At 72.4% G+C, this 15,187-nt stretch carries 11 protein-coding genes; 5 read left to right on the forward strand and 6 right to left on the reverse strand.

The window, feature by feature from the left end:
* The first annotated feature begins 2 nt into the window (after window positions 1-2).
* Genes BLV96_RS35250 through BLV96_RS35260 form a run of 3 tightly spaced genes read left to right on the forward strand, consistent with a single transcriptional unit; the run spans window position 3 to window position 3,907 of the window.
* Window positions 3-404 carry a hypothetical protein gene (locus BLV96_RS35250; protein ID WP_091389973.1) on the forward strand — a complete coding sequence of 134 codons (402 nt, stop codon included), beginning with the start codon at window positions 3-5 and terminating at the stop codon, window positions 402-404.
* The gene (locus BLV96_RS35255) at window positions 401-2,419 is read left to right on the forward strand and encodes an AbfB domain-containing protein (protein ID WP_086676581.1); all 2,019 of its coding nucleotides are present in this window, start codon (window positions 401-403) and stop codon (window positions 2,417-2,419) included. The genes BLV96_RS35250 and BLV96_RS35255 overlap by 4 nt, the downstream gene beginning before the upstream one ends.
* Before the next feature lie 12 nt (window positions 2,420-2,431).
* Window positions 2,432-3,907 carry an AbfB domain-containing protein gene (locus BLV96_RS35260; protein ID WP_086676582.1) on the forward strand — a complete coding sequence of 492 codons (1,476 nt, stop codon included), beginning with the start codon at window positions 2,432-2,434 and terminating at the stop codon, window positions 3,905-3,907.
* 4 nt (window positions 3,908-3,911) lie between these two features.
* Here BLV96_RS35260 and BLV96_RS35265 read toward each other — a convergent pair whose 3' ends face one another.
* Complete coding sequence (locus BLV96_RS35265) at window positions 3,912-5,189, reverse strand: PucR family transcriptional regulator (RefSeq protein ID WP_086676583.1); 1,278 nt, start codon at window positions 5,187-5,189, stop codon at window positions 3,912-3,914.
* 300 nt (window positions 5,190-5,489) lie between these two features.
* Between BLV96_RS35265 and BLV96_RS35270 the strand changes: the two genes are divergently transcribed.
* Together BLV96_RS35270 and BLV96_RS35275 are read left to right on the forward strand one after the other, a co-directional pair.
* Window positions 5,490-6,185, forward strand: coding sequence for a hypothetical protein (locus BLV96_RS35270; RefSeq protein WP_086676584.1), 696 nt, complete (start codon window positions 5,490-5,492; stop codon window positions 6,183-6,185).
* Window positions 6,182-6,541, forward strand: coding sequence for a GntR family transcriptional regulator (locus tag BLV96_RS35275; protein WP_086676585.1), 360 nt, complete (start codon window positions 6,182-6,184; stop codon window positions 6,539-6,541). Before BLV96_RS35270 ends, BLV96_RS35275 begins: the two co-directional genes overlap by 4 nt.
* Here the strand turns inward: BLV96_RS35275 and BLV96_RS35280 are convergent.
* From BLV96_RS35280 to BLV96_RS35300, 5 genes are all read right to left on the reverse strand, one after another.
* A complete protein-coding gene (locus BLV96_RS35280) occupies window positions 6,513-7,319 on the reverse strand; it encodes an arginase family protein (RefSeq protein ID WP_086676586.1) in 807 nt (268 codons plus the stop codon). The genes BLV96_RS35275 and BLV96_RS35280 overlap by 29 nt on opposite strands.
* Window positions 7,316-10,693 carry a pyruvate carboxylase gene (locus tag BLV96_RS35285; RefSeq protein ID WP_086676587.1) on the reverse strand — a complete coding sequence of 1,126 codons (3,378 nt, stop codon included), beginning with the start codon at window positions 10,691-10,693 and terminating at the stop codon, window positions 7,316-7,318. Before BLV96_RS35285 ends, BLV96_RS35280 begins: the two co-directional genes overlap by 4 nt.
* A gap of 133 nt (window positions 10,694-10,826) precedes the next feature.
* Complete coding sequence (locus BLV96_RS35290; protein ID WP_086676588.1) at window positions 10,827-11,735, reverse strand: S8 family peptidase; 909 nt, start codon at window positions 11,733-11,735, stop codon at window positions 10,827-10,829.
* 37 nt (window positions 11,736-11,772) lie between these two features.
* Window positions 11,773-13,746 (reverse strand): caspase-related protein, encoded by a 1,974-nt coding sequence (locus BLV96_RS35295; RefSeq protein WP_341866129.1) that lies wholly within the window; start codon window positions 13,744-13,746, stop codon window positions 11,773-11,775.
* 301 nt (window positions 13,747-14,047) lie between these two features.
* The gene (locus tag BLV96_RS35300) at window positions 14,048-15,181 is read right to left on the reverse strand and encodes an erythromycin esterase family protein (RefSeq protein WP_086676589.1); all 1,134 of its coding nucleotides are present in this window, start codon (window positions 15,179-15,181) and stop codon (window positions 14,048-14,050) included.
* Window positions 15,182-15,187 lie beyond the last annotated feature (6 nt).

Raw genomic sequence — 15,187 nt, forward strand, 5'->3', positions numbered from 1 at the left:
CGATGCTGAACGCCGAACTCTTCATCGACGCAGCCCACGAACACCGCCTTCGGCTGCTCGCCGAGCGGGTCGTCGAGCAGCTGCGCGTCGCGGGTTTCGCCGTGCCGGCCACCGCGACCGAGGCGGGTGGGGTCGAAGTCGAGGTCAAGAAGATGCGCTACGCGCCCGGGGTGTTCCTGCACTGGTACGTCCACCCGTCCTGGATCCGGCAGGTGGTCGGCCACACCATCGCGGGCGAATCGGACCACCCGGACACCCTGCGCTTCGGAGCCGTGGAGGCTGCCATGGAAGAAGCGCTCGTCAAAGTCGTCCAGGCCCTCGGGTTCACCGCTCACCACCACGAGTACCCCGACTGGTCCGGCTGGGAAGTCCGCGACCCGGCGGAAGAACAGGAGACACCGTGAGAGCCCTGGCCACCCTGGCCGTCGCCATCGTGGCGGCGAGCGCGCTCGCCGTTCCCGCAACCCCGGCCGTGGCCACACCGACCGGGATCACCGCGGCCGCCGAAGTCCCGCCCGTCGCCAGTGAATCCGAAAAGCTGCGGGCCGCCCGGACGCTCGGCGTCGTCCCCACCGATGCCATGTTGCTGTTGCGGGACAAGGAGTTCGTCATCGCGCTCTGGCGGCAGGCCACCGGGGCCGAAGTGCGCGCCTCGGCCGAACTCGCCTTCGCCGGGACCGATCTCGCCTGCACCGAGTGGATCAAGTCCGGGATCATCTCGGCGAACGAACGCGACCAGGCGCAGCAGATGCGGGACGCCGAGGCCGCGCGGGTGGCGCGGGAAGCGAAGGAGGCCGCGGCCATCGTGCTCGGTGTCCAGCCCGAGCCCGAACTGCTGATCCAGAACGACCGCGACTTCCTCTTCACCGTGTTCGGCCGGGTCGGCGGGCCCCGCGTGCGGGCCGCGATCCTCGCCGCCCTCGCCGGCACCTCCGCCGAACGGAAGGAACTCATCGCCAACGGCCTGCGGACCGCGCACGCCGGCGACCAGCAGGACGCCATCGACGCCGACCAGCAGGCCACCGAGGCCGAGAAGGCGCGCAAAGCCGCCGAGGCCGCCCGTGGCCGGGCCGTCACCGTCGTCCGGGTGGTTCCCACGCCCGACATCGTGAGCCTCCCCGACGACGACGTCCTCCGCGTGATCGCCGACGGTGCCCGGCCGGGCAGCGAGGTCGAAAAGGCGGCCGTCACGGCGTTGCGCAGCCGCGTACGCGCGGACTGGAAGCGCTTTGTCGACTCCGGTGTCTACGAGGCCAACTGGCGGGACGTCGCCGCCGTACTGGCGCAGAAGGCCGAAGCCGACCGGGCGCTCGTCGACGACATCCGGCACCAGGCCGTCGTCGGGGGCATCCGGCCGCGGCTGGCGCGGGCCGCCGAACGCGCCCTCGCCGGTGGCGTCGACGACGTCCGCGCGTTCCTCGACCAAGGTCAGTACGACGCGCTCACGCAGTCGTTCAGCCGCAACGCCATCAACGGCAACATCGCCGGGCAGTACCTGCGCGAGACCGCCGGCGGCGTCGTCGTCCAGCCGGGGGCCGCCGAACCCGCGCCGGGCGAAGGGCTCGACGCGACCTGGCGGGTCGTCGACGGCCTGGCCGGCGCGGACTGCTTCTCGCTGGAATCGACGACGAAACCGAACCACTACCTCGCGCGCTACTACGACGGCAAGAAGACCCAGGTCGCCGTGCAGCCGGCGAACGGGACCGTCGACTTCGACTGGAACGCCACCTGGTGCGTCGACAACATCCTCCCCGGCGCCGGCGTGACCCTGCGCGGTGGCGCGGACTTCCTGACGCGGCAGGCCGACGGCCGCGCCGGGGTGGGCATCGAGTTCTACTGGTGGGTCACCGAACCGCTGCCGGACTCGACCGAGATCACGGTGAACTGGCTGAACAAGTACCTGCCCGACTACGACCCCTACACCGACCTGCTCGTCTCCCCGCTGGGCCCGGAACAGGTCGACGGCCCCGTGCGGTACCGGGACTTCCAGCGCCGGAGCGCGCCCGGGCAGGTCGCGTTCCGCAGCTACTGGAGCCGCGGCGGCGCGGTGCACCCGCTGACCGCCGGCCGCGGCACGGCGTGCGCGTCCCCGGAACTCCTCGCGACCTACCTGCGGCTCGGCGGGCACCCGGCGCTCGGCGTGCCGGTCACCGACGAAGCCTGCACGTCCGACAAGGCCGGCCGGTTCGTGAACTTCGCGGGCGGTGGCTCGATCTACTCGATCGACCGCGCGGGCGCGCACGCCGTGCTCGGCGCGATCCGCGACAAGTGGGTCTCCCTCGGCGCGGAGAAGTCCACGCTCGGCTACCCGACCGCCGACGAGGTCGCGATCCCCGGCGGCCGCCGCGGCACGTTCGAACGCGGCCGCATCGACTACGACACCGCCACCGGCGTGGCGACCGTGTACCCGGCGAGCTGAAGGAGCCCGACGATGACAGGCAGAACCCGGCCGGCGCTCGCGGCGGCCGCCGCGGCCCTGGCCCTCCTCGGCACCGGGGCCCCGGTGCTCACCCCGCGGGCGGAAGCCGCGATCACCGCCGACGCGCCCCGAAGCGCCACCCAGGACGACAAAGTCCGTGCGGCGCAGGAGATCGGCATCGTCGCGAGCCCCGACCTGCTGATCCTCACCGACCGGAACTTCGTGTTCGCGCTGTGGCAACGGGCCACCGGCACCGAGGTGCGCGCGTCGGCCCAGCTCGCCTACGCGGGCACCGACGCCGAGCAGACGCAGTGGATCAAGACCGGCGTCCACGACGCCAACGCCCGCGACCAGGCGCGGATCCTGCGTGACGACGCGGTCGCGCGGGCGGCTCGCGAGGCCAAGCAGCGCGCCGCGCTGGTCAACGACATCGTGCCGTCGCCGGTGCTGCTGATCCAGAGCGACCGGGAGTTCGCGTTCGCCATGTGGGAGAACGCTTCCGGGCCGAAGCTGAAGGCCGCCGCGCTCGCCGCGTACCAAGGCGACGCGGCCGCGCAGAAGGACTTCATCCTCACCGGGATCTTCACCGCCCGCGCGGCCGACCAGCAGGACCTGATCGACGCCGACACGACGGCGACCGAGGAGGAGAAGAAGGCCCGCGCGGTGCGGGACGCGCGGGTCCGCGCCGCCGCGGTGGTGGCCGTCGTGCCGACCGAAGGCCAGCTCGTCGAGCCCGACGTCAACTTCGTGCTCGACCTCTGGCAGGCCGCGAAGGCGGGCACCGAGGTGCGGGCGGCGGCCGAGCGCGCGCTGCGGACGATGGACGAGGCGCAGCTGAAGGCCTACATCGGCACCGGGATCCACAACGCCAACCTGCAGGACTGGTTCACCTGGATCCGCACGAAGGGCGAGGCCGACCGGCGGCTGCTGTTCGAGCTGCGGACGCGGGCCGAGCAGAGCCGCGTGCACCCCGCGCTGGTCGCGGGGGCGACCACGGCCATGGCGGGCACGGACGACGACGTCGACCGCTTCCTGCGGCTCGGCCAGTACGAGGACGCGGTGCTGGTCCAGTCCGTCCGCTCGCAGAGCCCCGGTGCCGCCGGCTGGTACCTGCGCGGCCTGACCGACGCCGTCGTCGGCGCGGGAGCGGGGCCGGACACGGCGTGGCGGGTCGTCCCCGGCAAGGCGGACTCGACGTGCCACTCCTTCGAATCCGTGGCGCACCCCGAGTACTACCTGCGCCAGCAGGGGCTGCGCGTGGTGCTCGCCGCGTCCGACGGCACCGACGCGTTCCGCGCGGACGCGACCTGGTGCTCGAAGGTCGGGCTTTCCGGCACCGGCGTCACGCTGGAGTCGTTCAGCGCGCCCGGGAAGTCCCTGCGCCAGTACACGACCCAGGTGTGGGCGGCCGACTCCAGCGGCCAGCACCCCTACGACACGCCGGCCGGCTACGCGGCGGACGCGTCCTGGCAGGTGGACGTGCCGTGACCGGCTACCGTGGTGTCCACTGTGGACGCGAACCGCCCGCCCGCGGCGAGGGCAGGAGCTCGCTCACCGGGTACCGCAGCGGCAACGGAGCCGCACCCGCGCGCAACGCGAGCTCCATCTCGAACCGCGCCGCCGGGTCGCGGAGGCTGTCGCCGAACGTCGCCTGCAGCTGTCTCATGCGGTAGCGGACCGTCTGGGGGTGGACCCCCAGGCGTTCCGCGATCTCCACGACGTTGCCCTGGCTGTCCAGCCACGCCCGCAGCGTCTCCAGCAGGCGCTCCTGCTGCTTGCCCGTCATGTCCGCCAGCGGCGCGAACAGGCGGTGCCGGAGCGTGCCGACCAGGCCCGTGTCGGAGTTGACCAGCAGCGTCGCCAGGTGCTCCTCCGCGCGCAGCACCGGGCGCGGGGCCAGGACGCCGCGCTCGGCCAGGTGCAGCGCGTTGCGGGCCCAGCGCAGGGAATCCGCCACCGACGCCAGCGGGACGCACGGGCCGATCGAGAGCCGGCAGTCCGGCAGCGCCACCTGCAGCGTCGCCAGGCGGGCGCCGCCGAGTTCGCCCGGGACCACCAGCTTGGGGTCGGGCGTGTCGAGCTCGGCGAGGATGTCGGCGTCGAGGCCGGCGTGGCGGCGGGCGGGGGCGACGCCGTCGGCGGGGCAGACCGCCACCGGGGTCGCGTCCGTCGGCACCGGCCAGCCGATCAGCTGGGCCAGCTCGGCGATCGCCTTCGGGGACGCCGGGGGCGCCTCCAGGATCAGGTGCAGCAGCTTGCGGCGCCAGGTGTCGAGCGCGCCCGCCGTGCGTGCCTTCGCCTCCAGGTAGCCGTCGAGCGCGACGGAGGCGAGTTCGTCCATGAACGCCAGCATCGCGTCGGCCAGCTGGGACATCACCGCCGACGAAAGCCCGCTTCGCCGCCCGACGCGCATGATCCGCCGCCACGACACGCGCGCGCCGACGCGGTACGCCGACTGCAGCGTGTCGAGGCTGCGGCCCTCGCGCATTTCGTTCTGCCCCAGCCGGTGGTGGACCTCGTGGGACTGGTCCTTCGACACCGTCGGGTCGGCGATCTGCGCGACGAACAACGTGATCGCGTATTCGACGCCGGCCCGGATGGACTTGCCGTACGGGCCGTCGAGCGGACGCGCGTAGGCCGGGATGGTCGCGCGGATCTCGTCGACGATCTCGGCCGCGAGGCTGGCCAGCTCGGGCCGCAGGATGTCGGCGAGCTTGCGGGGTAGTGCGGCCGGGGGCGCAGCGTGTTCGAATCCGCGCTCCACCGACATCGCAGCTCCTTCGCTCCGCCCCGCCGAACCCCGCCCCGCGCACGCGTGACCGGGTACCCCCGCACCTGAAGCGGGGTGACAACGGACACATCGAAAAGCTAGCGCCGAATGTGTCACCTGAATGAGAGGAAACCGATTTCTTGTCAACTTTGTGACAAGTTCACCGAACCCCTCTGCAAAACGCTGACAAGTACCCCGCCGACTGCACCTTCACCTGCATACGAACGGACGAGCGCGCCCGCACTGCGGCCATCCGGCATTCTTGTATCATGTGGTTGATACAAGCGAGGGAGGTCCGGCATGCCGTGGGACAACGTACTGGCGGTCGCGCTCTTCACCGGGCTGATCGGGCTGGCGATCCTGATCGTGCTCTGGCCGGGTGAGAAGCACGGAAAGCGCTTGCTCGTGCGCTGGGGCGTCCCCGACCCGGACGCCGCCGAGGTCGCGCTGGCCGTCCGCTACCTGAAGCGGCGCCGGCTCTGGTACCCGTGGCTGTTCCTGGCGCTCCCGCCGCTGTTCGGTGACGCCGGGCTGGGCTCGATCGTCGCCACCCTGCTGCTCGGCGGCCTGATCGCCGAGCTGTTCGCCCAGCGGCCGTCCCGGAGCGCGCGGCGGGAGGCCGACCTCGCCCCGCGCCCGCTGGCGGTGATCACCCCGGCCTGGATGCTCGTGCTCGGCGCCCTGGCGGCCGCCGGATCGGTCGCGCACCTCGTCGTGACGGCCCAGTGGAAGCTCCTCGCGTTCGCGGCGGGCACGACGGTGCTCTGCGCGGCGATCACGGCGCTGGCGGTCCGCCGCCCGGCCGCCGGCGCGGCGCGGGCCGACCTGGCGCTGCGCTGCCGCAGCGCGCGGGTGGCGATCGGCCTGGGCATCGGCGCGGTGACGGCGATCGGCTGGCCGGGCGGCAACCTGGTGTCGCTGCTGGTGGTGGTCGCGGGCGTGGCTGCGTTCCTGGCCGTGACGGCCCCGCTGAAACGGCTTCCGGCCGCGGCGTGAAGATCGTCGTCGACACAGAGAACGGGCTGGCGCCGTGGCGGCAGGTACACGACCAGGTGGTCCACGCGGTCACGACGGGCGCGCTGGCCGAAGGCACGCGCCTGCCGCCGATCCGCCAGCTGGCCCGGGACCTGGGACTGGCGTCCGGAACGGTGGCTCGCGCGTACCGCGAGCTGGAGGCGGCGGGCTGGGTGACGACGGCCCGGGCCCGCGGCACCGTCGTGACGCTCCCGGAGGGCCGCCCGGCCCCGGCGGAACTCCTCCTCAAGGCCGCGGCGACTTACGCGACCCAGGCCCAGGACATCGGCGCCGACCTGGAGACGGCGATCAACGCCCTTCGCGCGGCGTGGCCATGAGCAGCCGGCCCACGGCGGCCAGGACCGGTTCCAGCACCTCGACCTCACGCGCTGTTCCCACGCACTCGGTGATGCCCGCGCCGATGACCTCGTACCCGGCGAGCCCGTCGAGGGCGGCGACCAGCTGAGGGATCGTCCAGCCGTCCGGCTCCGGGTAGTTGAGACCCGGGAACTCCGAAGGATCGAGCACGTCGAGATCCACGTGCACGTACAGCTTTTCCACACCGGTCAAGGCATCCAGCGACGTCACCGCCAAACCCCGTGAGACGGCCGCCCGTTCCTCCGGGTCGAACACCCGCGTCCCGAGCAGAGCCACGCGCCCCGGCTCCAGAGCCGGCGCCGCCGCGAACTCCGGGTCATCCTCCCCGAACAGCGACCGCAGCACCATCCCGTGGAACGCCCCCGACGGCGACGTCGAGGCCGTGTTCAGGTCGGGGTGCGCGTCGAACCACGCGACGCCCAGGCCCGGCCCGTACCGGAACCGGGCCACGCCGATCGGGATCAGCTCGACCCCGCAGTCGCCGCCGATCGTCAGGACCGGGCCGCCCGGGGCTTCCAGCGCCGCCAGCTGCGCCGCCCGGTTCGGACCCGTGAGCACCGCGCGGGAGGACACCCCGCCGTCCACTTCGGACACTTCGGGCGTCTGCCGGACGTGGTGCACCGGCCGGCCGAGCACGTGCCCGGCCAGCTCGGCGAGCGCGAGGCACCCGTCCGGCAGCTCCGCCGCCCGCGATCCCACGGCGCCTTGGCGCTGCGGGACCGCGTTGATCAGCGTCATTCCAGGACGAGCAGGAGGTCGCCGCCCTCGACCTGCTGGACGGAGTTGATCGCCAGCCGGCCGACCTTGCCGCCCGCGGACGCGGTGATCGACGCCTCCATCTTCATGGCCTCGATCGTCGCGACCGTCGCCCCGGCCTCGACCGTGTCGCCCTCGGAAACCTGCAGCGTGACGACGCCGGCGAACGGCGCCGCAACCTGCTTCGGGTTGCCCTTCTCCGCCTTCTCGGTCGCCGGGATGTCCGAGGCGATCGAGCGGTCGCGGATCTGGATCGGCCGCAGCTGGCCGTTGAGCGTCGACATCACCGTGCGGACGCCGCGCTCGTCGGCCTCGCCGATCGCCTCCAGCTCGATGAGCAGCCGGACGCCCGGCTCGAGGTCGACCGCGTACTCCTCCCCCGGGCGCAGCCCGTAGAAGAAGTCCTTGCTGGGCAGCACGGACGTGTCGCCGTAGGCCTCGCGGTGCGCCTCGAACTCCTTGGTGGGCGCCGGGAACAGCAGCCGGTTGAGCGTCCGGCGCGGGTGCTCCGCCAGCGCGGAACGGTCCTCTTCGGACAGTTCCGCCACCGGCTTCGCCGCCGCCCGGCCTTCGAGGGCCTTGGTGCGGAACGGCTCCGGCCAGCCGCCCGGCGGGTCGCCGAGCTCGCCGCGCAGGAAGCCGATCACCGAGTCGGGGATGTCGAACTTGTTCGGCTCCGCCTCGAAGTCGGCCGGCGAGACGCCCGCACCGACCAGGTGCAGCGCGAGGTCGCCGACGACCTTCGACGACGGCGTCACCTTCACCAGGTGCCCGAGGATCTTGTCGGCGGCGGCGTACATCGCCTCGATGTCCTCGAACCGGTCGCCCAGGCCGAGCGCGATGGCCTGCGTGCGCAGGTTCGACAGCTGACCGCCGGGGATCTCGTGGTCGTAGACGCGCCCGGTCGGCGAGGCCAGCCCGGCCTCGAACGGCGCGTAGATCTTGCGCACGCTCTCCCAGTACGGCTCCAGCTCCCCGATCGCCCGCAGGTCCAGCCCGGTGGTGCGCGCGGAGTGGTCGGTGGCCGCCACGATCGACGACAGCGACGGCTGCGACGTCGTGCCCGCCATCGACGAGACCGCGCCGTCGACGGCGTCCGCGCCCGCGTTGATCGCCGCGAGGTAGGTGGCCAGCTGGCCACCCGCGGTGTCGTGGGTGTGGATGTGCACCGGCAGGTCGAACTCCTTGCGCAGCGCGGTGACCAGCTTGGTCGCCGCGGGCGCGCGCAGCAGCCCGGCCATGTCCTTGATCGCCAGGACGTGCGCCCCGGCGCCGACGATCTGCTCGGCCAGCTTGAGGTAGTAGTCGAGCGTGTAGAGCTTCTCGCCCGGGTCGGACAGGTCCGAGGTGTAGCAGAGCGCCACCTCGGCGACCGCGGACCCGGTCTCGCGCACGGCTTCGATGGCCGGGCGCATCTGCTCGACGTCGTTGAGCGCGTCGAAGATCCGGAAGATGTCGATACCGGTCTTCGTGGCTTCTTCGACGAAGGCGTTCGTCACCTCGGTCGGGTACGGCGTGTATCCGACGGTGTTGCGCCCGCGCAGCAGCATCTGGAGGCAGATGTTCGGCACGGCCTCGCGCAGTGCGGCCAGGCGCTCCCACGGGTCCTCGGCGAGGAACCGCAGCGCCACGTCGTAGGTCGCGCCGCCCCAGCACTCCAGCGACAGCAGTTCCGGGAGCGTGTTCGCGACGACCGGTGCCACCGCCAAGAGGTCCTTCGTGCGCACGCGGGTGGCGAGCAGCGACTGGTGCGCGTCGCGGAACGTCGTGTCGGTGACGCCGATGTGCGGCGACTCCCGCAGCCAGCGCGCGAACCCGGCCGGGCCCAGCTCGACGAGCTTCTGCTTCGACCCCGGCGCCGGCTCGGCGTCCTTCGCGAGCTTCGGCAGCTTGAGCGTGGCGTCCGGCGTCTTCGGGCGTTCGCCGTTCGGCTTGTTGACCGTCTGGTCGGCGAGGTAGGTCAGCAGCCGCGTGCCGCGGTCGGCGGACTGCCGGGCGGTGAGCAGCTCCGGGCGCTGTTCGATGAACGACGTCGTGACGCGCCCGGCGCGGAAGTCCTCGTCGTCCAGAACCGCCTGCAGGAACGGGATGTTCGTCGCGACACCGCGGATCCGGAACTCGGCGACGGCCCGGCGCGCGCGGCCGACGGCGGTCTTGAAGTCGCGGCCGCGGCAGGTGAGCTTCACCAGCAGCGAGTCGAAGTGCGCGCTGATCTCGGTGCCGGAGAAGGCGGTGCCGCCGTCGAGCCGGATGCCCGAGCCGCCCGGCGAGCGGTAGGCGGAGATCATGCCGGTGTCCGGGCGGAAGCCGTTGGCCGGGTCTTCGGTGGTGATGCGGCACTGCAGCGCGGCGCCGCGCAGGTAGATCTTGTCCTGGCTCAGGCCCAGGTCGTCGAGGGTCTCGCCGGAGGCGATCCGCAGCTGGGACTGCACGAGGTCGACGTCGGTGACCTCTTCGGTGACCGTGTGCTCGACCTGGATGCGCGGGTTCATCTCGATGAAGACGTGGTTGCCCTGCTTGTCGAGCAGGAACTCGACGGTGCCGGCGTTGCGGTAGCCGATCTGCTTCGCGAACTTCACGGCGTCCGCGCAGATCCGGTCGCGCAGCTCGGGGTCGAGGTTCGGCGCCGGGGCCAGCTCGACGACCTTCTGGTGGCGCCGCTGCACCGAGCAGTCGCGCTCGTAGAGGTGGATGATGTTGCCCGCGCCGTCGGCGAGGATCTGCACCTCGATGTGCCGCGGCTCGACGACGGCCTTCTCCAGGAAGACGGTCGGGTCGCCGAAGGCGGACTCGGCCTCGCGCGCGGCGGCCTCGATGGACTCGCGCAGCTGGGCGGGGTCCTCGACGCGGCGCATGCCACGCCCGCCACCACCGGCGACGGCCTTCACGAACACCGGGAAGCCCAGCTCTTCGGCCGCGGCGACCAGCGCGTCGACGTCGCTGGAGGGTTCGGACGACCCGAGCACCGGCACGCCCGCCTCGCGCGCGGCCTTGACCGCGCGGGCCTTGTTGCCGGTGAGCTCGAGGATGTCGGCGCTCGGCCCGACGAAGGTGATGCCCGCTTCTTCGCACGCGCGCGCGAGGTCGGGGTTCTCCGAGAGGAAGCCGTACCCGGGGTAGACGGCGTCGGCCCCCGCCTTCTTCGCGGCGGCGACGATCTCGTCGACCGAGAGGTAGGCGCGCACGGGGTGACCGGGTTCGCCGATCTCGTACGCCTCGTCGGCCTTCAGCCGGTGCAGGGAGTTGCGGTCTTCGTGCGGAAACACGGCGACGGTCCCCGCGCCCAGTTCGTAGCCGGCGCGGAACGCTCGGATCGCGATCTCCCCGCGGTTGGCCACCAGCACCTTGCGGAACATGCCCGGTCCTTCCCATTTGGATCGGTAAGTCAACGCACGTTACCCGGTTCTTCCCGCTCTGCGGGAGTTCTGTCCCGGGTGATGGACATCATGCGCCGCTGGAGGTTGGCCGGGGGAGCGTCTGGGCAGCTTGTCAGGATCCCGGTGGCGCGTAAAGCAGCCGGTTGGCCGTGCCGTCCGGGACGCCCTGCAGCGCGTTCGCCGTCGCGCTTTGAACAAGCGCTTGCTCCACCTGGCCAGGGCTGGATTCCGGGTGCTGGGCCAGGTAGAGCGCGGCTACGCCGGCCGCGAAGGCCGCCGCCATCGACGTGCCCGACTCGGGCCCCGCGCCGGTGCCGCCCGCGACCGGGCCGGGGACGTCGGCACCCGGGGCGTAGAGGTCGACGTCCTGGCCGAAGTTCGACGCCTTGTCCGGGTGGTCCTGGGCGTCGGTGGCCCCGACGGTCAGCGCCTCGGCGACCCGGCCCGGGGAGAAGCCGCTGGCGTCCGCGGCCTCGCTGCCCGCCGGAACGGCGATCGGGACCACGGCGGCGAGGCGCTTGACGGCGGCGTCGAGCTGGTCGTTCGGGACCCCGCCGATGCCGAGGACGGCGACGGCGGGTTGCTGGGCGTTCTGCGTGACCCAGTCGATGCCGGCGATGATCTGGTCGGTGGCGCCGCCGCCGTCCTTGTCGAGCACCCGCACGGGCACGATCTGCGCACCCTTCGCGACGCCGTAGTCCTTGCCGGCGGCGATCCCGGCGAGGCGGGTGCCGTGACCGTTGGTGTCGGACGTGTCGGAGCCGCCGTTCAGGAAGTCCCGTCCCGGGGCGACGCGGCCCTGGAAGTCGGGGTGCTTCGCGTCGACGCCGCTGTCGATGACGTAGATGGAGACGCCTTCGGCCGCGGTGGCGTAGTGGTAGGCGTGGTCGAGCCCGGTGCGCTGGTCGATCCGGTCGAGACCCCAGCTGGGCGGGTCGGCCTGCACACCGCCGTCGGCGAGGGCAGGGGTCTGCCCGGCGAGCACGATCGCCACGGCCGCGGCCACTGTCGCTGTCTTCATGATCGTCGTGGTACCCCGGCGGTGGCGAGGTGACAACTCAGGACTGTCGCTCGATCGGCTGACGTCGGGCCAGCACCCCGGCATCGACCGCGAGCAGCACCACAGCCACCACGGCGACGATCTGCCCGGCGTAGGTGAGGGAGGAGTAGTCGGCGAGCACGGCGAAGGTCGGCGGCAGCACCGCGACCGGCCCGGCGAGCCCGGTGACGAGCACGGCGGGGCGCAGCACCACGGCGACGACGGGAACGACGACGGCGACCAGGGCACCGAGCAGGAAGTAGGCCCCGTTGCGACCGGCGTTGTCGGAGTCGTAGCTGTCGAGTTCGACGAGCTGGAGGATCCACCCGGCGGCGGCCAGGACACCGAGCGCGATGGCGGCCCACGAGGCCCAGCCGGTGATCCGGCGAACGGTCCGTCGCAACGCGACGAAGGCGCACAGGCCGGCGACGGCCCAGGCGAGGTGCGCGAGCAGCGCGAACGTGAAACCGGCGTTCAGTTCGGTGTCCGAGCCGGTGGACAGGGTGAGCGCTTCGCCGACGAAGCGGAGGAGGCCGAAGAGAGCGGCGAGGCCGGCACCGAGGAGAAGGGCGGGGCCGGTGCGTTCGCGAGTCCTCGGGGCGAGGGTGAGGATCCCGGCAACGAGGGCGCACGCGGCGACGACGGCGACGGAGTACTCCATGCCGGGGCGGTACTGGGCGAGGGTGTAGCTGTCGTAGCGGTAGTGGAGGGGTAGCCCGGCGACGGCGAAGACGGTACCGGCGATGGCGAGGATCCCGGCGAAGCCACCGACAGGATCGATGGCGCCGGTTTGCTTGGTCGGCTCGGGAGTGCGCCCCAATGTGGCCTTGGTTGCGTCAGACGCACCGAAGGCCACATTGGGGCGCTTTGGTGGGGCCAGTTCCGCCACTTGCTCGGGCTCGGGCTCGGGCTCGGGCTCGGGCTCGGGGTGAGGCGAAGGCACGGTCTCCGGTTCCGCAGCGACCACCGGCTCGACGTTCGGTGCGGATTCAGGTTCGGCGACCGCAGTCGGTGCCGGTTCGGTTCTTATCTCCACCTCCACCACCGCGTCGCCCGTCGGGCCCGTCACCACCACCTTTCCGCGCCGCACTCCCGACTCGCCCGCCGTGGCCGTCACCTCGGCCCCGCCCGCCACCTCGGCCACCCGGATCCACGCGTGCGACGGGTCGAACCGGACCTCCCGCGCCACCGGCGGTCCCGAAACCCGCAGCGAAGCCGACGCCCCGGACCCAGCCGGGGCCGACAACCGGAAAGACCCGGCATCCACCCGCACCACCGCGAACGACAACGCGTCCGCGGCGGCCGCCGCCACGTGCTCGATGTCCGTCGCCGCCATCGACTTCAACGCCTCGAACGCCCCCACCGCCACCGGCAGGTTCGGACTCGACAACCGGCGCCGCAGCTCCGCCACCGCTCCCAGCCGCGTGAACGGGTTCTCCGCCGCGATCGCCCCCGCCAGATCCGGCGGCACCGGGGACGGCTTGATGCGCCGGCGCCGGCTCTTCGCCAGGTACAGCTCGCCCTGCATCTCGATGTCCCGGCTCGGCGTCTGCTTGGGGTTGCGCTCGCGGACGCGGTCGAACAAGTACTCGTACAGCTCCCCCAGCGCGATCCAGCCGTCCTCGTCGCGGTCCGCCTCGCCCGTCCGCAGCCCCTCCACCAGCGCCGAGGTGAACACCGACGGCCGGGCCGGCTCGTCCGACGCCAGCGTCGCCCCTTCGAACGCGTACTCGATCGAGTTCGACGCCGTGATCACCGCTCGCCCGCGGCCGCCGCGGAAGCTGTCCAGGACGTTCGCGTCACCCGACGCCCGGACCGCCACGCCCTGCCCGAACGCCCCGCCGTAGCAGCAGTCCAGCAGCAGCACCGCGCTGCGCGAGCGCGTCTGCCGGATGCACTGCTGGACGAACTGGGCGGGCACGGCCGTCGACCGCAGCCGGTCCGGACGGGTGTTGCGCGCCGCGAAGTACAGGCCGCCCGCGTCGTCCTTCAAGCCGTGGCAGGAAAAGTGCAGCAGCAGGACGTCGTCGGGACGCCCTTCCGCGCACAGGTCCTCGATCCGCCTGGACGACGTGCGCGGTCTCGTTGCGGACCACCCGCACGTCGAAGTCGCTGATCGCCCGGTCGGCCAGCACCCCGGCGAGGGCGTCCGCGTCCGCCGCGGGCGAGCCCAGCCGCTGCAGCCCCGCGTTGTCGTACTCGCCGTTGGCGACGATCAACGCCCGCCTCCGCCCGGCCATACCGGTAGGAAACGCCCACGCGACGCGTTACGGCAAGCAGCCGAACGGGCACACCTATTCAGCGTCCGAACGGAAAATCGTTTCCTGCCCTTTCAGGCAGACCACCGCGTCGAACGCCAAAGCGACGTCGACCGCCACGTTCATGTGCGCGTGCCGGATGCCCGTCGCCACGGGACGCGCGACCACGCACGGCGCTTCGGCGGCCAGCGCCGCCTCGACACTGCCGTCCGCCGGCGCTTCCAGGGCCTGCTCGAACATCCGGAAGCCGAGCGGGAACGCGTCGTCGGGCGCGAGCCCGGTCGTCGTCCCCGAGACGGCCGTCATGGCCAGCGCGAAATAACGATCGCCCAGCTCGGCGGCCAGGTGCGTGCCCGCGGACGGCGCCGTCATGCCCGGCATCGGCGAGAACGGCACGCGCTGGAGGTGTCCGTTGTGGAGCATCAGCACGATCTTCTCGCCCGGGTGCCGGCGACGCAGCAGCCGCACGGTCGCCGCCATGTACGTGTCCCGCGAAGAACTCTGCGGCTCCGGCGCCTGCCCGGCCATCAGCGCGGCCAGCTCCCGCAGGTACAGGTCGACGCGCAGCGCGCCCTCCGCGTCGTGGGCGGCCTCCGGCGCCAGCGACTCGACGTGTCCTTTGAGGACGGTCAGCGCCGCGGTGGCCGCATCCCGCGCTGCCACGTCCATGGCGGCGTACCGACCCGGCGCGACCGCGCTGCTCACCGACGCGTACGGCTCGCAGGCCGCCAACGCCGTGTCCACAAGAGACACATTGGCGGGATCGACCCGCGCCAGGACTTCGCGGACCGCGCGCAGCGAAGGCACCGGTGACCCGGCCGAACTCGGCACGTCCAGCCCGGAGAACCGGACCTCGCGACCCCGCAGCCAGGTCAGCATCGAGTGCACTTCGGCCGAGTCGCCGAGGCCGAAGGTGAAGCCGTCCCGGGCGACGTCGGCGACCTCGCCGGGTCCGCCCCGCAGCCAGGTGTCGACCAGGCGCCCTTCGGGAAACCCGCCCTCGAACCCCAGCACGGTGAACCCGCGCTCGGCGACGAGGTACCGCAGGAGACGGTCGCGCAGCACGCCGAACTCGCGGATGTGGTGGTTGTTCTCGCCGAGGGCGACGACCTCGGCGTCGCCGATCAGCTCGGCGATGGAGGCGACGTCGACGGAGTCGGTTTCTGGCATACTGGG

It is taken from the genome of Amycolatopsis pretoriensis (genome assembly GCF_900107925.1).
GTDB lineage: Bacteria > Actinomycetota > Actinomycetes > Mycobacteriales > Pseudonocardiaceae > Amycolatopsis > Amycolatopsis pretoriensis.